20 protein-coding genes are annotated in these 18,621 nt (G+C 70.1%); 16 read left to right on the top strand and 4 right to left on the bottom strand.

Features of this window, described 5'->3' with window-relative positions; all coding sequences use genetic code 11:
• Nucleotides 1-106 precede the first annotated feature (106 nt).
• Nucleotides 107-745 (bottom strand): M23 family metallopeptidase, encoded by a 639-nt coding sequence (locus B7X32_RS07785; protein WP_292718261.1) that lies wholly within the window; start codon nt 743-745, stop codon nt 107-109.
• Between the two features lie 285 nt (nt 746-1,030).
• Here B7X32_RS07785 and rpsB point away from each other — a divergent pair, with 285 nt between their 5' ends.
• The 9 genes from rpsB (at nt 1,031) to B7X32_RS07740 (ending at nt 7,812) form a co-directional block, all read left to right on the top strand.
• Nucleotides 1,031-1,933: a 30S ribosomal protein S2 gene (gene rpsB / locus B7X32_RS07780; RefSeq protein WP_292718259.1), complete on the top strand. Its 903-nt coding sequence runs from the start codon at nt 1,031-1,033 to the stop codon at nt 1,931-1,933.
• Between the two features lie 78 nt (nt 1,934-2,011).
• Entirely contained in the window at nt 2,012-2,839 is an 828-nt protein-coding gene (gene tsf, locus B7X32_RS07775; protein ID WP_292718257.1) for a translation elongation factor Ts, read from the top strand.
• A 141-nt stretch (nt 2,840-2,980) separates the two neighbouring features.
• Nucleotides 2,981-3,697: a UMP kinase gene (gene pyrH / locus B7X32_RS07770; RefSeq protein ID WP_045273203.1), complete on the top strand. Its 717-nt coding sequence runs from the start codon at nt 2,981-2,983 to the stop codon at nt 3,695-3,697.
• A gap of 102 nt (nt 3,698-3,799) precedes the next feature.
• A complete protein-coding gene (gene frr, locus B7X32_RS07765; protein WP_292718254.1) occupies nt 3,800-4,354 on the top strand; it encodes a ribosome recycling factor in 555 nt (184 codons plus the stop codon).
• Nucleotides 4,355-4,362: 8 nt separating this feature from the next.
• The gene (locus tag B7X32_RS07760; RefSeq protein WP_292718252.1) at nt 4,363-5,439 is read left to right on the top strand and encodes a phosphatidate cytidylyltransferase; all 1,077 of its coding nucleotides are present in this window, start codon (nt 4,363-4,365) and stop codon (nt 5,437-5,439) included.
• Nucleotides 5,436-6,017, top strand: a complete 582-nt coding sequence (locus B7X32_RS07755; protein WP_292718250.1) for a DivIVA domain-containing protein — start codon at nt 5,436-5,438, stop codon at nt 6,015-6,017. Before B7X32_RS07760 ends, B7X32_RS07755 begins: the two co-directional genes overlap by 4 nt.
• 80 nt (nt 6,018-6,097) lie before the next feature.
• Nucleotides 6,098-6,799, top strand: coding sequence for a transglycosylase SLT domain-containing protein (locus tag B7X32_RS07750; protein WP_292718248.1), 702 nt, complete (start codon nt 6,098-6,100; stop codon nt 6,797-6,799).
• A 13-nt stretch (nt 6,800-6,812) separates the two neighbouring features.
• Nucleotides 6,813-7,097, top strand: coding sequence for a hypothetical protein (locus B7X32_RS07745; RefSeq protein WP_292718246.1), 285 nt, complete (start codon nt 6,813-6,815; stop codon nt 7,095-7,097).
• Between the two features lies 1 nt (nt 7,098).
• Nucleotides 7,099-7,812, top strand: a complete 714-nt coding sequence (locus B7X32_RS07740; protein ID WP_292718244.1) for an alpha/beta hydrolase — start codon at nt 7,099-7,101, stop codon at nt 7,810-7,812.
• 4 nt (nt 7,813-7,816) lie between these two features.
• Here the strand turns inward: B7X32_RS07740 and B7X32_RS07735 are convergent, their stop codons facing one another.
• A complete protein-coding gene (locus B7X32_RS07735; protein ID WP_292718242.1) occupies nt 7,817-8,881 on the bottom strand; it encodes an AI-2E family transporter in 1,065 nt (354 codons plus the stop codon).
• Between the two features lie 187 nt (nt 8,882-9,068).
• Here B7X32_RS07735 and B7X32_RS07730 point away from each other — a divergent pair, with 187 nt between their 5' ends.
• Nucleotides 9,069-10,976 (top strand): glycosyl transferase, encoded by a 1,908-nt coding sequence (locus B7X32_RS07730; RefSeq protein WP_292718240.1) that lies wholly within the window; start codon nt 9,069-9,071, stop codon nt 10,974-10,976.
• Nucleotides 10,973-11,917 carry a tetratricopeptide repeat protein gene (locus B7X32_RS07725; RefSeq protein WP_292718238.1) on the top strand — a complete coding sequence of 315 codons (945 nt, stop codon included), beginning with the start codon at nt 10,973-10,975 and terminating at the stop codon, nt 11,915-11,917. Before B7X32_RS07730 ends, B7X32_RS07725 begins: the two co-directional genes overlap by 4 nt.
• Before the next feature lie 39 nt (nt 11,918-11,956).
• Here the strand turns inward: B7X32_RS07725 and B7X32_RS07720 are convergent, their stop codons facing one another.
• Complete coding sequence (locus B7X32_RS07720; protein ID WP_292718236.1) at nt 11,957-12,526, bottom strand: AAA family ATPase; 570 nt, start codon at nt 12,524-12,526, stop codon at nt 11,957-11,959.
• Between the two features lie 54 nt (nt 12,527-12,580).
• On the opposite strand from B7X32_RS07720, the gene B7X32_RS07715 reads away from it, so the two are divergent.
• Nucleotides 12,581-13,264 carry a DsbA family oxidoreductase gene (locus B7X32_RS07715; protein WP_292718234.1) on the top strand — a complete coding sequence of 228 codons (684 nt, stop codon included), beginning with the start codon at nt 12,581-12,583 and terminating at the stop codon, nt 13,262-13,264.
• Between the two features lie 142 nt (nt 13,265-13,406).
• On the opposite strand, the gene B7X32_RS07710 is transcribed toward B7X32_RS07715, so the two are convergent.
• Nucleotides 13,407-13,898, bottom strand: a complete 492-nt coding sequence (locus B7X32_RS07710; protein ID WP_292718232.1) for a glutathione peroxidase — start codon at nt 13,896-13,898, stop codon at nt 13,407-13,409.
• Between the two features lie 60 nt (nt 13,899-13,958).
• On the opposite strand from B7X32_RS07710, the gene dusB reads away from it, so the two are divergent.
• From dusB to B7X32_RS07690, 4 genes are all read left to right on the top strand, one after another.
• Nucleotides 13,959-15,113, top strand: coding sequence for a tRNA dihydrouridine synthase DusB (gene dusB, locus B7X32_RS07705; protein ID WP_292718230.1), 1,155 nt, complete (start codon nt 13,959-13,961; stop codon nt 15,111-15,113).
• Complete coding sequence (locus B7X32_RS07700) at nt 15,103-16,488, top strand: deoxyguanosinetriphosphate triphosphohydrolase (RefSeq protein WP_292718228.1); 1,386 nt, start codon at nt 15,103-15,105, stop codon at nt 16,486-16,488. The genes dusB and B7X32_RS07700 overlap by 11 nt, the downstream gene beginning before the upstream one ends.
• On the top strand, nt 16,488-18,359 hold the full coding sequence (gene dnaG, locus B7X32_RS07695) for a DNA primase (protein ID WP_292718226.1): 1,872 nt from the start codon (nt 16,488-16,490) through the stop codon (nt 18,357-18,359). Before B7X32_RS07700 ends, dnaG begins: the two co-directional genes overlap by 1 nt.
• A gap of 53 nt (nt 18,360-18,412) precedes the next feature.
• Nucleotides 18,413-18,621: ATP-binding cassette domain-containing protein (locus B7X32_RS07690; protein ID WP_292718224.1), on the top strand; the 209-nt coding region annotated here is incomplete at its 3' end.

Below are 18,621 nucleotides of genomic sequence, written 5' to 3'. Positions count from 1 at the left end.
GGCGGAGCGGCTCACCGCGAGCTACCGGCTGGCGCATCCTCGTGCGTGACGACTCCTCGCCTGAGAGCGCCGTCGGGAAGCGTCCTCGCGTCCTTGCGTGATGCGTTCAGCAGCCGCCGGCGCCGCAGGGGAGCAGCACCGCACGCGGCACCCCGCCGAACAGCAGCATCGGGTTGATGTAGGCCCCGTTCCACCGCACGCCGATGTGCAGCGCGCCCGCCGGGGCGTGTCCGCCGGCGGCTAGGGTCGCGATCGCATCTCCCCGCCGTACGGCGACGCCGGCGCTGAGCTCCGACTGCACGGGTTCGAGCGTGGTGACGAGTCCGTTGCCGTGATCGATCGTGAGGAGCGGCCGGTCGACGACCACGCCGCGGAAGGCGACCGCTCCGGAGGCCGGTGCCCGCACCTCTCCTGCTGCGGCGACGTCCATCCCGCGGTGGCCCGGGCCGTAGTCGTGCGCGGGCGGGCGGAAGGGCTCCAGTACCGTACGCGTGCCGGCGACCGGCCACAGCCAGCCGCCGTCCGGGAGGGACCCGGCGCCGGCCGTATCGACCGCGCGCACGACGCCTGCGGAGACGGCGGCTCCGCTCGGGGCGGCTATGGGCGTTGCGACGGCAATCGGGGCCGCGGCCGTGAGCAGCACCGGCAGCAGGCCGCCGAGCAGCCCGGTCGCGACGGCGACCGTCATGAGCGAGCGACGGCGGCCGGAGCCAGGTGCGACAGGGCGGGGAGAGGAGCGGGGCATGCCCCGATCCTGCGCCGCTCGATCCGCGCGTGGAGGGGCGTCTGCGTAATCGGTGGAAAGCGCGCGGCACGGCGCGATTGTGCGGACGGACCGCGCACGCTCCGAGGTCGTGACCCTGATATGCTTGCAGGGCATCCCGTATGTCGGGGTGACTACGCGTGCCCACAGCGTTCAACGTGGCGAACACTCCACAGGTCTTTCGTAAGAGAGCGGAGTGCGCGCCGGGCACCAGGATCGCCGATCGCCCGATCGGCAGCACAACCTCAACCAACAAGGAGTACGACCATGGCCGTCGTCACCATCCGCCAGCTGCTCGACAGCGGCGTTCACTTCGGACACCAGACCCGTCGGTGGAACCCGAAGGTGAAGCGCTTCATCCTCACGGAGCGCAGCGGGATCCACATCATCGACCTGCAGCAGTCGCTGGGCTACATCGACAAGGCCTACGACTTCGTCAAGGAGACCGTCGCGCACGGCGGCACCATCCTCTTCGTGGGCACCAAGAAGCAGGCGCAGGAGATCCTCGCCGAGCAGGCGACCCGCGTGGGCCAGCCCTTCGTGAACCAGCGCTGGCTCGGTGGCCTCCTCACCAACTTCTCCACCATCTCGAAGCGCCTCGCTCGGATGAAGGAGCTCGAGGAGCTCGACTACGAGACCCCGGCCAACAGCGGCTTCACCAAGAAGGAGCTGCTGCTCAAGAAGCGCGAGCTGGACAAGCTGCACAAGTCGCTGGGCGGTATCCGCAACCTGACCAAGACCCCGTCGGCCCTGTGGGTCGTCGACGCCAAGCGCGAGCACCTCGCCATCGACGAGGCCAAGAAGCTCGGCATCCCGGTGATCGGCATCCTCGACACCAACGCGGACCCGGATGACTTCCAGTACCCGATCCCCGGCAACGACGACGCGATCCGCTCCGTCTCGCTGCTGACCCGCATCATCGCCGACGCCGCGGCCGAGGGCCTGCAGCTCAAGCACAACCCCGAGGTCGGCGACGCCGAGCCGCTCGCCGAGTGGGAGCAGGAGCTGCTCGAGGGCGGCGAGGCGCAGACCGCTGCGACCGAGTCCGCCGCGGACGAGGCCGGCGCTGCCGCGCACGACGAGGCGATCGCCGCTGCCGCCGACGAGACGGTGACCGAGGTCGCCGCCGCCGAGGCGACCGACGCAGACGCCGAGTCCGCCGACAAGTAATCGCCGGTCCGTCGGCCGGCGTGAGCCGGCCGACCCGCAACCACCACGCACACACACGAAGCAAGGAGCCACCACAACATGGCCAACTTCACCATCGCCGACATCAAGGCGCTGCGTGAGCAGCTCGGCACGGGAATGGTCGACACCAAGAAGGCGCTCGAGGAGGCTGACGGCAACGTCGAGAAGGCCGTCGAGATCCTCCGCCTGAAGGGTGCGAAGGGCAACGCCAAGCGCGTTGACCGTTCCACCAGCGAGGGCCTCGTCGTCGCCCGCGAGCAGGACGGCGCCGTGACGCTCGTCGAGCTCGCCTGCGAGACGGACTTCGTCGCGAAGAACGACCGCTTCATCGCGCTGGCCGACAAGGTTGCCGACGCCGTGGCCGCCGTCAAGGCGGACTCCGTCGAGGCGGCCCTCGCGGCCGACGCCGGCGGCCAGACCGTCGAGCAGCTGATCTCGGACGAGGCGGCGATCATCGGCGAGAAGGTCGAGCTGCGTCGCGTGGCGACCATCTCGGGCGACAAGACCGAGGTGTACCTGCACCGCACGAGCAAGGACCTCCCGCCGCAGATCGGCGTCGTCGTCGCCTACACGGGTGGCGACGCGGAGACCGCTCGCAGCATCGCGCAGCACATCTCGTTCGCGAACCCCTCCTACCTCACCCGTGAGGACGTCCCGGCCGCGGACGTGGAGAAGGAGCGCGAGATCGTCACCGAGATCTCCCGCAACGAGGGCAAGCCCGAGGCCGCCCTGCCGAAGATCGTCGAGGGTCGCGTGACCGCGTTCTTCAAGCAGGTCGCCCTGCTCGAGCAGGACTACGCCAAGGACAACAAGCTGTCCGTGGGCCAGGTCGCGAAGGACGCCGGTCTGAACGTGACCGGCTTCGCCCGCTTCAAGGTCGGCGCGTAACATCATCGAAGGGGTTCGGATCCACCAGGATCCGAACCCCTTCGTCATGCCCCCTGGTTCTGGTGCGCCGCACGGCGCATCTCCCGAGTTTCCCCGTGCTCGCGCACGGTAGTTTGTTCCACGGATGAGAGGAAGCACTCCATGACCGAACGACAGGGTCGACGTCGCGTCGTCCTCAAGCTCTCCGGTGAGGCCTTCGGCGGCGGCCAGCTCGGGGTCAACCCCGACATCGTCAGCCAGATCGCCCGGGAGATCGCCGCAGCCACCGATCGCGTCGAGATCGCAGTCGTCGTCGGTGGCGGCAACTTCTTCCGGGGCGCGGAGCTGAGCCAGCGCGGCATGGACCGCTCGCGCGCCGACTACATGGGCATGCTCGGCACCGTCATGAACGCGCTCGCGCTGCAGGACTTCCTGGAGCAGGCCGGCGCCTCGCCGCGGGTGCAGTCCGCGATCGCGATGACGCAGGTCGCCGAGCCGTACCTGCCGCTGCGCGCAGAGCGGCACATGGAGAAGAGCCGCGTCGTGATCTTCGGCGCCGGTGCGGGTCTGCCGTACTTCTCCACCGACACGGTCGCCGCGCAGCGCGCGCTGGAGATCGGCGCCGACGAGGTCCTCGTGGCCAAGAACGGCGTGGACGCGATCTACACCGCCGATCCCAAGAAGGACGCGTCTGCGGAGCGGATCGAGGAGATCACCTTCCAGGATGCGCTCGTGCGCGGTCTCAAGGTCGTCGACTCCACGGCGTTCAGCCTGTGCATGGACAACGGCATGGACATGCGCGTGTTCGGCATGGAGCCTGCGGGCAACATCACCCGCGCGCTGCTGGGCGAGCCGATCGGAACCCGCGTCATCGCCTGAAGCTTCGGATCCCCGGACCGCGCCGAAGGGCGTCCGGCCGGGGATCCGTGCATCCTCCCCGATAGACTGGGGACGCAACCCCCCTGACGAATAGGAGCCACCGTGATCGCGGATGTCCTCGCCGACACCACCTCCCGCATGCAGCGCGCCGTCGAGGCCGCCAAGGAGGACTTCAGCACGGTGCGCACCGGCCGTGCCAACCCGCAGATGTTCCAGAAGGTCCTGGTGGACTACTACGGCACGCCGACTCCGCTCGCGCAGCTCGCGTCGCTCGCCAACCCCGAGGCGCGTTCGCTGATCATCACCCCCTACGACAAGTCGGCGCTCAAGGCCATCGAGCAGGCGGTCCGCGACATGCCGAACCTGGGCGCGAACCCGACGAGCGACGGCAACATCGTGCGCGTCACGATGCCCGAGCTCACGGCCGACCGTCGCAAAGAGTACGTCAAGCTCGTGAAGAGCAAGGGCGAAGACGCGAAGGTGCACGTCCGCGGCATCCGTCGCAAGGCGAAGGACGAGCTGGACGGTCTGAAGAGCGACCTCGGCGAAGACGAGATCGCCCGCGGCGAGAAGGAGCTCGACGCCCTCACGCGCCAGCACGTCGACCTCATCGACGAGGCTGTCAAGCGCAAAGAGGCCGAGCTGCTCGAGGTCTGAGACCGTCCATGAGCACCCCGTCCGACGACGACGACGCGTCGAGGATCCCCCCGAGACCGCCGCTTCCGCCGATTCCGCCGCATGCCGGCGAGAACCCGCCCGTGCGCGCCGGCGAGAGCCCGCAGGCCCGCACCGGCGAGAACCTGCAGGCGCAGTTCCGGGCGAAGAAGGCGGAACTCGAGACGCACGTCTCGCATGCCCGTGACCAGCTGGACCAGGCGAACGAGCGCATCAAGGAGCGCACCGGACGCGACCTGGTCGTCGCGATCGGGGTCGGGCTGCTCATCGGCGGCGTGATCCTCGCCTCGCTGCTGTTCGCGAAGTGGTCGTTCGTCGTGATCGGCCTCGCGATCGTCCTGCTCGCCGTCTGGGAGCTGGTGCTCGCGCTGCGCAGCGGTGGGCGCAAGGTCGACCTGTGGCCGCAGCTCGTGCTCGGCGCCATGCTGGCCGCCGGCGGCTACTTCGCCGATCCGTGGCTGACCTGGGTGATGCTGTTCGTCGCCGTGTTCGGCGTCGTCGTCTGGCGCCTCGTCGCGCAGATGGTCGCCAAGGACGGCCGCACGTACGGCGACGTCCTGACGGACGCGATGGCCGGCGGATTCATCCAGGTGTACGTGCCGTTCCTCGGCGCTCTCGTGCTCATGCTCCTGCGCCAGCCGCGCGGAGAGTGGTGGGTGCTCTCGCTCATCGTCGTGGTGGTCGTGGCCGACACCTGCGCCTACGCCTCCGGGCTGCTGTTCGGACGAGGCGGGCGCCACCCGATGGCGCCGCGGGTGAGCCCCAAGAAGACCTGGGAGGGTTTCGCCGGCGCCGTGGTCGGGTCCCTCGTCGCCGGCGCCCTCGTCGGCGTCTACCTCCTCGAGGTGCCGTGGTGGGCGGGGCTCATCCTCGGCGCCTTCCTCGTCGCCTCCGCGACCGTCGGCGACCTCGCCGAGTCGCTGCTCAAGCGCGATCTCGGCATCAAGGACATGAGCTCCTGGATCCCCGGCCACGGCGGACTGCTGGACCGGCTGGACAGCATGCTCCCCTCCGCCGTCGTCGCCCTCGCCCTGTATTTCCTCCTCACCCCTCTGGCGGCAGCATGACCGATTCCGCACGTTCCGACCGCGCCGCGTCCGGCGCCGCAGCGAGCTTCCCCGTGGTCCCTCGGCGTGAGAAGGGTTACCAGCGCGCCGCCGTCGACACGTTCCTGGCGCGCGCACGCGGCGCGTTCGAGGACGACGCGGAGGGAGTCGGATCCGCAGACATCCGCGGGGCCTCCTTCCCGCTGGTGCGCGGCGGATACGACATCGCCGCCGTCGACGCCGCGCTGGCCAGGGTCGAGGAGGCGTTCGCGCAGCGCGAGCGCGCCCTCGTCGTCTCGACCGACGGCGCCTCGGCCTGGGTCGGAAGGGCGCGCACGGATGCACAGGTGATCCTGGATCACCTCAGTCGTCCTCAAGGGCGCAAGTTCGCGCGGACCGGGATCCTCACGTTCGGCTACCGCATCGACGAGGTGGATCACGTCGCCAAGCGCATCGTCCGCTTCCTCCGCGACGGCGACGCCCTGACCGCGGAGCAGGTGCGCCAGACCGCGTTCCGCATGCAGCGACGCGGCTACCGCGAGGAGCAGGTCGACGCCCTGCTCGACGCGACGATCGACGTGCTGCTCGCGATCCGTTGAGCCGCGGCATCCGCTCCCGGAGCGCATCGCGGCGATTCTCATGGCGAATTCAGCTTCGGCTGGCTAAACTCGGACCCATTGTGACTCCCGATAACGATTCGATTGCGGCGCGCTCCCGAACCGCCGCGCAGAACGACGCAGCCACAGCATCCCGTCCGAACGCCAAGGCGCACCCCGGTCGGCGTGCGGCCTCCGCCGTGCTCGCCGGGCTCGCCGTGGTGGGCTTCTCCGTCGCGATCGTGGCCCCCGCAGGATTCGCCATGTCCGCCTCGGAGCCGGCGCAGGCCTCCGTGACCACGGCGTATTCGCTGGCAGCCCGCGACGCGCAGAACATCACCGTCTCCGTGCACGGCGCGACGCCGACGGCGCAGACGCGTGACGCCTTCGACGTCTACGTGACCCCGAAGCCGACCCCGACGCCGGAGCCGGTGGTCGCGTCGAGCGACTCCTCGTCGTCCTCGTCCTCCTCCTCGAGCGACGCGGGACCGATGTACTACAGCGGCGGCGGAGCGCCGGCCGAGTGGATGGCGGCGGCCGGCATCGCCTCGAGCGACTGGGGCTACGTCGACTACATCGTGAGCCGCGAGAGCGGCTGGAATCCGAACGCCACGAACAGCGGCTCCGGCGCGTGCGGCCTGGTCCAGGCGCTCCCGTGCAGCAAGGTGCCCGGCAACGGCTACGACCCCGTCGACAACCTGCGCTGGGGCAACGGCTATGCCGTGGGACGTTACGGCAGCTGGGGTGCCGCGGTGGCGTTCTGGTCCGCCAACAACTGGTGGTGAGCGGCGCTCACCCATGCCACGCCCGCATCGACGACGTCAAGAGCGCCCGCGCGAGGACTCGCTCGACCGGCTGATCGCCGGATGGAAGCGCACCGAGATGCGCGGCGGCACCGAGTGGTACGTCCAGCCTCTGACCGCAGCGCAGGCGCAGAAGGAGTACACCTGTCCGGGGTGTCGCGGAGTGATCCCCGCCCACACGGCGCATCTGGTGGTCTGGCGCGCCGACGGCGTGCTGGGTGACGCCGCCGATCTGGCGGCGCGCCGCCATTGGCACAACGGCTGCTGGAAGAAGAACTGACGTGGAGATCCGCGGACCTCGTGCGCTGCCCGCACGGCGCGAGGACATCGAGCTGCGCACCCCGGACGGGCTCCGCCTGGTCGGCGAGCTCGCCCTGCCGGAGAGCCGCACCCCGGTGGCGACTCTGGTCACGCTGCATCCGCTTCCGACCGCCGGCGGGTTCATGGACTCGCACATCCTGCGCAAGGCCGCGGCACGCCTGCCCGCCCTGGCGGATCTCGCGGTTCTGCGTTTCAACACGCGCGGCACCGGTTCGCCACGGGGCCTGAGCGAGGGCGTCTTCGACGGCGGAGCGGCCGAGCGGCACGACGTGGCCGCGGCGATGGCGTTCGTGCACGAGCGCAGGCTGCCCCAGCCGTGGCTGGTGGGCTGGTCGTTCGGCACCGAGCTCGCGCTCAAGTACGGCCGTGAGCACGAGATCGAGGGCGTCATCCTGCTCTCGCCGCCCTTGCACCGTGCGACCGCCGACGAGATCGCCGCCTGGGCGCAGGACGACCGCCGGGTGGTCGTGCTCGTGCCGGAGCTCGACGACTATCTGCGGCCGGCCGAGGCCAGGGAGCGCTTCGCCGCCATTCCGCACACCGAATTCATCGCGGTCGACGGCGGCAAGCACCTCTGGGTGGGGGAGAGCCAGACCCGACGCGTGATGGACGAGATCGTCGCCGCCGTGAACCCCTCCGCCCTTCCTCTGGCGCGGGAGTGGCCGCCGGCCTGACGGGCTAGCGCTCGTTCATCCTCGGGATCAGCACCTGGCGGTAGATGATCAGGATGCTGGCCGCGACCGGGATAGCGATGAGCGCCCCGAGCAGCCCCAGCAGAGCTCCGCCCGAAAGCGCGGCGATCACGACGACGGCGCCGGGCACGGCGACCGCGCGGTTCATCACGCGCGGGGAGATGACGTACGCCTCGATCTGCATGTACACGAGGTAGTACACGGCCGCGATGAGCCAGGCCCACGGAGGAGAGCCGAGGCCGGGGATCAGGCACAGCAGCACGATGAGCGTGGATCCGGTCAGCGTGCCCACGAGGGGGATCAGCGAGAAGAAGAAGGCGATCACGGCGAGCACGATCGGGAACGGCGCCCGGATGATCGACAGGAAGATGAAGCTCAGCACGCCGTTGATCACGCCCATCGCGACCTGGCCCATGACGTAGTGGCCCACCGAGGCGGTGATCTGCTCGGCGAGATCGATGAAGCGGTCGCGCTTGGAGGCGGGCACGACCTGATACACGGCGCCCTTGAGCGAGGGGATCGCGGCGGTGAAGTAGATGGTGAGGATCAGCACGATGAAGGTGCCGCTGATCCCCGCGAAGAGGGCGCCTCCGACCACGATCACGCCCTGTCCGATCGAGCTGCTGATGTCGCCGAGGTTCTTGTTGAGCCAGTCGTTGATGTAGCCGAAGACGGTGTCGACGTCGAGGTTGGGGAGGAGGCTCTCCAGCCAGTGCTTGAAATCTGCGAGGGCCGTACCGCTGTTGACGATGACGGTGATCTGCTGCACGAGCTGGGAGATCTGGTTCACCAGGATCGGGATCACCATCAGCACGATGCCCGCGAAGATCCCGAGGACGACGACGATCGTGATCAGCACCGCCGCCCACCGGGGAAGGCGGCGCCGGGTCAGCCAGCTCACCATCGGGTCCAGGCCGAGGCTCAGGAACAGGGCGGTGCCGACGTAGAGCAGGATCGTGGACAGGGACTGCACGCTCTGGATGAGCATGATGCCCAGGCCCACGCCGAGCGTCGCCACCAACGCGGTGCGGAACGGATTGTGCAGCTTCATGGGATCCTTCTGGCTCGGTCCCTCAGCCTAACCGGCAGAGTTCTCGGAGCCTTGGAGCATCGCTGCCGAGGGCGCGGCTGAGCAGGCGGAGGGCCCTCTCGTGGCATCCATACAGGTCGTTTCGCTAGTCTGAAACGTCGAGCGGAGATCCCGGGCGCCTACCTGCGGATCACGGAGGAGATTTTTCGTGCGTTTTGTATGGGCTGTTCTGGCCTTCGTGCTGGCGGCCGTCCTGATCGGGACGGGTATCGCGCAGCGGACCATCTTCCTCGGCCCCAAGGACGTGACGGCCGAGCTCTCGGTCAAGGCCCCGCAGGCGTTCACCGTGATCGACTCCGCCGTGCTCCGCGCCCACCCGGGCGAGCAGACCCTCGTCGCGCACGGCGACGGCACGATCTTCGTGGCTCAGGCCCGCACGGTCGATCTCGAGGCCTGGCTGAGCGACACCAGCTACAACCGCATCACCCTCGCCAAGGACGGCACCTCTACCACCGCGAAGCTGGTCGAGCCGACCGCGAAGAGCGAGGACGGCAAGGACACGCAGCGCGACCCGGCCGGATCCGATCTGTGGCTGGACAGCTTCACCGACAAGAACTCCCTGGTCGACCGGATGCAGGTGCCGGAAGGCGTGAGCGTGCTGCTCGCATCGGACGGCAAGGCCGACGCCCCGTCCGACGTCGCGTTGAAGTGGCCGCTCGACACGGCGACGCCGTGGGCAGGGCCGCTCATGGTCGCCGGCGGGATCTTCCTGCTGGCCGGACTGGTGCTGTACGTGCTCGCGATCCGGCACTCCCGCCGAGGTCGTGGTCCGCGCCGCAAGGCTCCGCCGCCCCTTCCCGTGACCGAGCCCATCGACGTGGCCGATCGTGCGGCCATCGACTCGGCGCCTGAGGCGGCCGCCGCGCCTGAGGCGGCGCCCGCGCCGGACGCCGCGGGCGCGCGGACGCAGCCGGAGGCCGACCCTGCAGCGAATCAGGACGGCGCCGTGCGGGAGCGCCGCGCCACGGGATCGAAGCGCCGGCGCGCGCTGCTGCTGATCCCCGCCGTGGGCGTGACCGCCGCGCTGCTCAGCGGGTGCACGCCCGACATCTGGCCGCACCCGGCCGCGTCGCCCACTCCGACGCCGACCGAGACCCAGGCCGTCGAGGCGGGCCAGCAGGCCCCCGCGGTCACCGAGGCGCAGGCCGCCCGGATCCTGGAGAGCATCTCCGGCACGCTCGCCGACGCCGACAAGAGCCTCGACGCGGCGAAGGCGGAGACCCGCCTGGAGGGCTCGGCCCTCGAGGCCCGCAAGACGGCCTATGCCGTGCACAAGAGCGTCGCGGACTTCGCGCTCCCGGCGACGATCCCGGCCGACAAGGTCAAGATCCTCGTGCCGCAGGCGTACGACTCGTGGCCGCGGACCGTGCTGATGCTCGTGGAGCACGGCACCGACGAGAAGGTCGCGCCGCTGATCATGACGATGACGCAGCCCGATCCGTGGTCGAACTACAAGATCTCCAACGTCGCCGAGATGCAGGCGTCCGCGAAGCTTCCCAACATGGCCCCCGCGTGGCTCGGCGCCAAGCTCACGCCGCCCGATTCCCCGTTCCTCGTGGTCGCTCCGGACGAGCTGGCCTCGGAGTTCGCGAACGTGATCGATCAGGGCGACAAGAGCGAGTTCTACGACAAGTTCGACAAGTCGGCGCTCGCGTTCGCCAAGTCCGTCCAGGACAGCCGGGCGACCGTGCTCCAGGCGCTGAAGGACAAGAGCGCCGACACGACCTCGAGCCTGTCCTTCGCCGCCTCCGTCGGCGCCGGTGCGCCCGTCTCGATGTCGAGCATCGACAGCGGCGCCATCGTCGCCGTCACGGTCGACGACTCGCAGACGATCAAGCCGACGAGCGCGGACGCCTCGATCAAGAACGTCGACACGAACGGGACGGTCGTGAACGCACCTGCGAAGGCGCTCACGGGTGTCGACGAGTCCAAGACGGGCTTCGTCTCGGTGTACGGCATGCAGCTGTTCTTCGCGGTGCCCGCGCAGGGATCCGATGCGAAGATCACCCTGCTGGCCGCGTCCCAGCAGCTTCAGAGTGTGACGGAGATCAAATGACCGAGTTGTCCGCCGCCGCCCTTCGCGGCGCCGTCGACCTTTCCTCGCTGCGCAACCGCCCGGCCGCGCCGGCGCCCGATGCCCCGGCGCAGACTCCGGCGGAGGGCGCACCCATCCCGCTGGTCGTCGATGTCACCGACGCCACGTTCGGGCAGGTGCTCGAGCTGTCGCAGACCGTTCCCGTCGTCGTCGACCTATGGGCCGAGTGGTGCGGGCCGTGCAAGCAGCTCAGCCCCGTGCTCGAGAAGGTCGTGACCGAGCTCGCGGGACGCCTGGTGCTCGCGAAGGTCGACGTGGACGCCAATCCGCAGCTCGCCCAGGGCTTCCGGGCGCAGTCGATCCCGATGGTCGTGGCCCTCGTGGCGGGCCAGCCGGTGCCGTTGTTCACGGGTGCCGTGCCAGAGGAGCAGGTGCGCGAGGTGTTCGCCCAGCTGCTGCAGCTCGCGGCCCAGCACGGTGTGACGGGCACGATCCCGGTCGGCGAGGGCGCGGAGCAGGGCGAACCTGCCGAGCCGGTCGAGCAGCCGCTGCCGCCGCTGCACCAGGCCGCCTTCGATGCGATCGAGCGCGGTGATTTCGCCGCAGCCATCGAGGCGTACGAGAAGGCCCTCGCGGAGAACCCGCGCGACGAGGAGGCCCGCTCCGGCCTCGGTCAGGTCCGGCTGCTGTTCCGCACGCAGGATCTCGACCTGAACGAGGCTCGCGCCGCGGCCGCCGCCGCGCCGACGGACATCGACGCACAGTTCGCCGTCGCCGATCTCGATGTCGCGGGCGGACATGTGGCCGACGCGTTCGACCGCCTCCTCGACCTGTTCACGGCGGTCCCCGCCGAGGAGCAGGGTCGCGTGCGCGAGCGCCTGGTGGAGCTGTTCGGTCTGATCGGCGACGCGGACGCCCGCGTCGTCGCAGCCCGCAAGCGCCTCGCCGCTCTGCTCTTCTGAGTCGATCCGGGCTCTTCCGGCCCGTTCGACGCCCGCGCGTCAGGACGTGCGGGGCAGCGCGCGAAGCCAGCGTTCGGTCTCGTGCGGATGCCCGAACCTCAGGATCGGGAGATGCGGATGCTCGGCAGCGATCTCCGGCATGCGCTCGCGCCACTTGTGCAGCGTCGTGGTCTGCCAGCGCAGGATGTTCTCCTCCGGACCGTGGCGGAGCATGGCCCACAGCGGTTTCTCGCGGTTCCCGTTCCAGAGTTCGCGGCGCAGCACGCTGCGTGAGATCGTCCGTCGCAGCAGCCGTGTCCGCACCACGCGATACGGGTAGTCCAGCCAGATCGCCAGATCGGCGCGCGGTGCCAGGATCGGATCCGTGCCCTTGCTGGTGTACTGCCATTCGGTCACCCAGCGCTCGGTCGCGGCGAACGCGCGGACGTCGTCCAGGAATGCGGGGCGGGGCGTCCAGCCGGGCCCGTGGAACAGTGCGTCGAGCTCGATGTGGGGGAGACCCCGGATCGCGCTGAGCCGCCGTGCCAGGGTCGTCTTCCCGCTCCCGGTCACGCCCGCGATGAGGATCCGCTGCGGTGCGGACGGCACGGGGGCGGGGTCTGCGGGCATCGGATGAGGCTAGCATCCGGAATATCCCCGAAGAACATGCGGTTGAATCGAGATGTGAGTGAACCCATCTCGATCGACATCTGGTCCGACATCGCCTGCCCGTGGTGCTACATCGGCAAGCGCAATCTCGAGGCGGGGCTCGCGGCCACCGCCGAGGACGACGACGCGCCGCAGGTGACGATCACGTTCCACTCCTTCGAGCTCTCGCCGGACACCCCCGTCGACTTCGAGGGCGACGAGGCCGACTTCCTCGCCGGCCACAAGGGCATGCCGCGCGCGCAGGTGGAGCAGATGCTCGAGCGTGTGACGGGCGTCGCGAAGGAGGCGGGACTCGAGTACCGCTTCGACCTGCTGCAGCACACGAACACGGTCAAGGCCCACGAGCTGCTGCACCACGCCAAGGCTCAGGGGCGCCAGCACGACATGGAGGAGCGGCTCATGTCCGCGTACTTCGTCGAGGGACGCCATGTCGGCCGCGTCGAGGATCTGGCCGACCTCGCCGCCGAGGTGGGGCTCGACCGGGACGCCGCTCTCGAGGCGCTGCGCTCCGAGCGGCACCTCGCCGACGTGCGCGCGGACCAGGCCCAGGCTCAGGCCTACGGGATCCAGGGCGTGCCGTTCTTCGTGATCGACGGCCAGTACGGCGTCAGCGGCGCCCAGCCGCCGGAGGCCTTCGCCGGCGTCCTGCGCGACCTGTGGTCCAAGCGCGGCGACGCCGCTTCCGTCCTCGAGGGCTGAGCGCTCCGCCGCCCTCCCGCCTCCCGCCTCCCCGTACTTGACCGCGAGACTCCATCTCCGCGACGAGACTGCAGCTGAATAGCGCAGTCTCGTCGCCCAGATGGAGCCTCGCGGTTAGGGGGGACGGCTGAGGGGAGCGGGGTCAGGCCAGGGCGTTCTCGATCGCGGCGACGATCTCGGGATCGTCCGGGACCTGGCGCGGGCGGAAGCGCTGCACGGATCCGTCGGGCGCGACGAGGAACTTCTCGAAGTTCCACTCCACGCGTCCCGCCTTGCCGTGACCGTCCTCGGTCTGCTTCAGCGTCTTGTAGAGGTCGGAGGCGCTGCGTCCGTTGACCTTGACCTTGTCGTTGATCGGGAACGAGATCCCGTAGGTCGTGGAGCAGAACTCGAGGATCTGGTCCATGGATCCGGGTTCCTGGCCGAAGAACTGGTTGCACGGGAAGCCGACCACGGTGAGGCCGCGTTCGCCGAAGCGGCGCTGCAGCTCCTCGAGCTGCGCGTACTGCGGCGTCAGCCCGCATTTCGACGCGACGTTGACGACCAGCACGGGGCCGGTGCCGTAGTCGTCCAGCGTGCGGGTGCCGCCATCGGCATCGGTGAACGGGATCTGACGCAGTGGAGTATCGGACATATCCCCAAGCCTAGGAGGGACGGGGATCGGAGGCTCGGGATCTGGGACAATGGACAGGATATGACTCTCGCCCCTGCTTCCGTCCGGCCCCTGCAGATCGGCCCGCTGCGCATCGACGTCCCCGTCGTGCTCGCGCCGATGGCGGGCATCACCAACACGGCCTTCCGCCGCCTCTGCCGCGAGTACGGCGCCGGCCTGTACGTCAGTGAGATGATCACGTCGCGGGCGCTCGTGGAGCGCAACGCGATCACGATGCGCCTCATCCAGCACCACGAGAGCGAGACGCCGCGATCGATCCAGCTCTACGGGGTGGATCCGCAGACGATCGCCGAGGCCGTTCGGATCATCGTCGCGGAGGACCGCGCCGATCACATCGACCTCAACTTCGGCTGCCCCGTGCCCAAAGTCACCCGCAAGGGCGGTGGCGCGGCGCTGCCGTGGAAGATCGGGCTGTTCGCCGACATCGTCGACCGCGCCGTCAAGGCCGCGGGCGACGTGCCGCTCACGGTGAAGATGCGCAAGGGCATCAACAAGGACCACCTCACCTTCCTCGACGCGGGGCGTGCCGCGGAGGACGCCGGTGCGGCCGCGGTCGCACTGCACGCGCGGACGGCGGGGGAGTACTACTCCGGCCACGCGGACTGGGCGGCGATCGGCGAGCTCAAGCAGGCGGTCACCTCGATCCCGGTCCTGGGCAACGGCGACATCTGGAGTGCCGACGACGCCGTGCGGATGATGGCGGAGACGGGCTGCGACGGCGTCGTGGTGGGTCGGGGATGCCTCGGCCGCCCGTGGCTCTTCGGCGAGCTCGCAGGCGCGTTCGGCGATGAGGACGCGGTGCAGGTCGACGCGACCCTGGGCTTCGTGAAGGACGCCTTCCGCCGCCACGCGGAGCTCCTCGTCGAGTTCTTCGAGGACGAGGACCGCGGCTGCAAGGACGTCCGCAAGCATGTGGCCTGGTACTTCAAGGGCTACCCCGTCGGCGGGGAGACCAGGGCGGCGCTCGCCCGCGTCTCGACGCTCCAGGAGATCGACGACATCCTCGGCACCCTGGGCGACGCCCCGTATCCCGGCGCTCCCGCCGAGGGGCAGCGGGGACGCGCGGGCACGCCGAAGCGCACGGCGCTGCCTGACGGCTGGCTGGACTCCCGCGAGGTCGCCTCCGAGGTCACCGACATGATGCGTGGCGCAGAGGTCGAGAACAGTGGCGGCTGAGGCCGTCGTGCGCGTGGACGGCTACGACGCGCATGACGCCGCCCGCTTCTTCGCCGAGACGCATCGCTCAGAGCGGGACGACTTCGCCCGCGACCGCGCGCGCGTGCTCCACTCGGCGGGGCTGCGCCGTCTCGCCGCGAAGACCCAGGTGCTGAGCCCGGCGAGCACGGCGGACTTCGCCCGCAACCGCCTCACGCACTCGCTCGAGGTGGCGCAGGTCGGACGCGAGCTCGCGGTCGCCCTCGGGGTCTCCGCCGACGTCGTCGACACCGCGTGCCTGAGCCACGATCTGGGGCACCCTCCGTTCGGACACAACGGGGAGCGCGCGCTCAACGACTGGGCCGAGGACATCGGCGGCTTCGAGGGCAACGCGCAGTCGCTGCGGATCCTGACCCGGCTCGAGGCGAAGGTGCTCGACGATCGGGACCGCTCGGTCGGGCTCAACCTCACCCGTGCGAGCCTGGACGCGACCTGCAAGTACCCCTGGACCGTGGACAGCCCGCTGCCCGATCCCGGCGGCAGGCTGAAGTTCGGCGTGTACCCCGACGACGAGGACGTCTTCCGCTGGATGCGTGAGGGCGCGCCGGGTCGCCTGCGCTGCATCGAGGCCGAGATCATGGATCTCTCGGATGACATCGCCTACTCGGTGCACGACTTCGAGGACGCGATCGTCAACGGCTACCTCGACGTCGCGCAGCTGGCGGATCCGGCGGAGCACCATGCGCTGGTCGGACGGGTGCAGCAGTGGGTGGGCTACGACTTCACCCGCGAGGACCTCGCCGACGCGCTGTACCGGCTCACCCGGCAGCCGATGTGGCTGTCCTCCTTCGACCGCTCCCGCCGCGATCTCGCCCGGCTGAAGAACCTCACGAGCGACATGATCGGCCGTTTCGCGCGCGCCGCCGTCTCCGCGACGCGCGAGGCGTACCCGGGCACGAGCCTCGCCCGGTACAGTGCGCACGTGGTGGTGCCGAAGGTCATCGAGGCCGAGATCGCCGTGCTCAAGGGGATCATGGGCCAGGCGATCGTCACGATCGACGCCCGCCGCGGGGTGTACAAGGAGCAGCGGCGCGTGCTGAAGCGCCTGGCCGACGCGCTGTGGTCCACCGATGCACTGTGGACGGCCGGAGCGGACGTGCTCGAGCCGGCGTTCGCCGCCGACTTCCACGCGGCCGGATCCGACGCCGAGCGCGCCAGGGTCGTCGTCGACCAGGTCGCGAGCCTCACGGACCAGACCGCGGTGGACTGGCACAACCGCCTCGTCGGAGACATCGACCCGGCCGAGGTCGGCATCTGGTCGCCCCGGCATGCCAGGCCGCGCCCGGCGCACACGCCCCGGGCCGCGCTCGTCGACGCCGAACACGGCGGGCGCTGATGCCGCGGATCCTGCAGGCGGACGTCGACGAGGTCAAGTCGCGCACGAACATCGCCGACATCGTGGGGGAGCGCGTCTCGCTGAAGTCCGCGGGCGTGGGGTCGATGAAGGGCCTGTGCCCGTTCCACGACGAGAAGAGCCCCAGCTTCCACGTGCGTCCGCAGGTCGGCTACTACCACTGCTTCGGTTGCGGCGCGTCCGGCGACGTCTACTCGTTCCTGCGCGAGATGGACCACGTGAGCTTCACCGAGGCCGTCGAGCGCCTCGCCGCGCGCGTGGGCTACACGCTGCACTACGAGGACGGCGGACCCGCGCCGGAGACGAGCGGCCGGAGCAGGCTCTATGCGGCGAACACCGTTGCCGCGGAGTTCTTCCGCAGCCAGCTGCTCAGCCCCGAGGCCGAATCGGCGCGCGCCTTCCTGGGCCAGCGCGGGTTCGACGCGGGCGCCGCGGCGCACTTCGGGGTGGGATACGCGCCGCGCGGCTGGGACGGCATGCTGAAGGCCCTCAGCGCGCAGGGATTCACCCGCGACGAGCTCACGGCGGCGGGACTCGTGTCCGCCGGACAGCGCGGTGTCTACGACCGGTTCCGCGGGCGTGTGGTGTGGCCGATCCGCGACGTGACGGGCCAGACCATCGGATTCGGCGCACGCAAGCTCTACGACGACGATCAGGGCCCGAAGTACCTGAACACCCCTGAGACGCCGATCTACAAGAAGGCGCAGGTGCTCTACGGGCTGGATCTGGCCAAGCGCGACATCTCCCGCGGCGATCCCAAGCGGGTGGTCGTGGTCGAGGGGTACACCGACGTAATGGCCTGTCACCTGGCCGGCGTCACCACTGCGATCGCGACCTGCGGCACCGCGTTCGGCGCCGAGCACATCAAGCTTCTGCGCCGGGTCATGGGTGACGACTCCGCCGCGGGCGAGGTCGTGTTCACCTTCGACGGCGACGAGGCGGGGCAGAAGGCCGCACTGCGGGCCTTCACCGAGGACGACCGGTTCAACGCGCAGACCTTCGTCGCGGTCGCGCCCGACGGACTGGACCCCTGCGACCTGCGCCTGCAGCGCGGCGACCAGGCCGTACGAGGCCTCATGTCGGCCAAGGTGCCGATGTTCGAGTTCGTGATCGACCGCAAGATCGCCTCCTTCGATCTGAGCACGGCCGAGGGGCGGGTCGGCGCACTGCGCGCGGCGGCGCCGATCGTCGCCGAGATCCGCGATGCTCTGCTTCGCCCGGAGTACGAGCGGATCCTCGCCCGCCGTCTCGGCATGGATCCGACCGATGTGCATGCGGAGGTGCGCCGCCACGAGCGCCGCGGTCGTCAGGGCGACGCCGGCGCGCACGAGCAGCGCACCGCCGCTCCGGCCGCGGGTGCCGCCGACACTTCTGCCGCTGTTCCGGTGGTGACGCTCCTCACCCTGCCGCGCACGGGCGAGTCGTTGCTCGAGCGCGATGCGCTCATGGGCGCGCTGCAGTACGGACACCAGCTGGACGGCGAACTGCTGCAGCGGGCGATGAGCACCCCGTTCACGGTGCCGGCGCTGGACGCGGTGCGCGAGGCGATCGCGCAGATCCCCGACAGGCAGCGGCCGGGGTGGGCGCTGCAGGCCGTCGACGCGGTGCGGGAGCCGTACCGCGGTCTGGGCGGAGAGCTCCTCATGGCGGCCTTCCCCGCCCGGGACGAGCAGAGCGCCAAAGCCTCCGCGACGGACCTCTGCCGACGGCTCATCGTGCGCGGTCTGGAACGGGAGAAGCACGAGCTGCTGGGGGCGATCCAGCGCCTGCCCGCGGATTCCGACGGCGCCCGTTCGATCGCGCGGCGCATCGTCGAGATCGACGGCGAACGACAGCGCTTCACCGAGAACTGAGGCCCGCCGCCGAGCACGGCCCGGCGCCCGCACGCATCGGGCAGGATGGGTGCATGGCACGTGCGACGGGGGATGCATCCACGGCGATCGTCTGCGAGGACATCGTGATCGACCGGATCGGGCACTCCGCGCCGACGAGGGCGATCGACGGTGTGACGTTCACGCTGCCCGCCGGGGAGCTGATGTGCATCGCCGGCGCGACAGGCTCCGGGAAGTCGACGCTCGTCGGCGCTCTCGCCGGCGCCGCCGACCCGTCGATCCG

Origin of the sequence: Microbacterium sp. 13-71-7, assembly GCF_002257455.1 — a bacterium.
Taxonomy (GTDB): domain Bacteria; phylum Actinomycetota; class Actinomycetes; order Actinomycetales; family Microbacteriaceae; genus Microbacterium.
The sequence above is the reverse complement of the archived record's forward strand: the minus strand, read 5'-3'. Positions and strand labels throughout refer to the sequence as shown.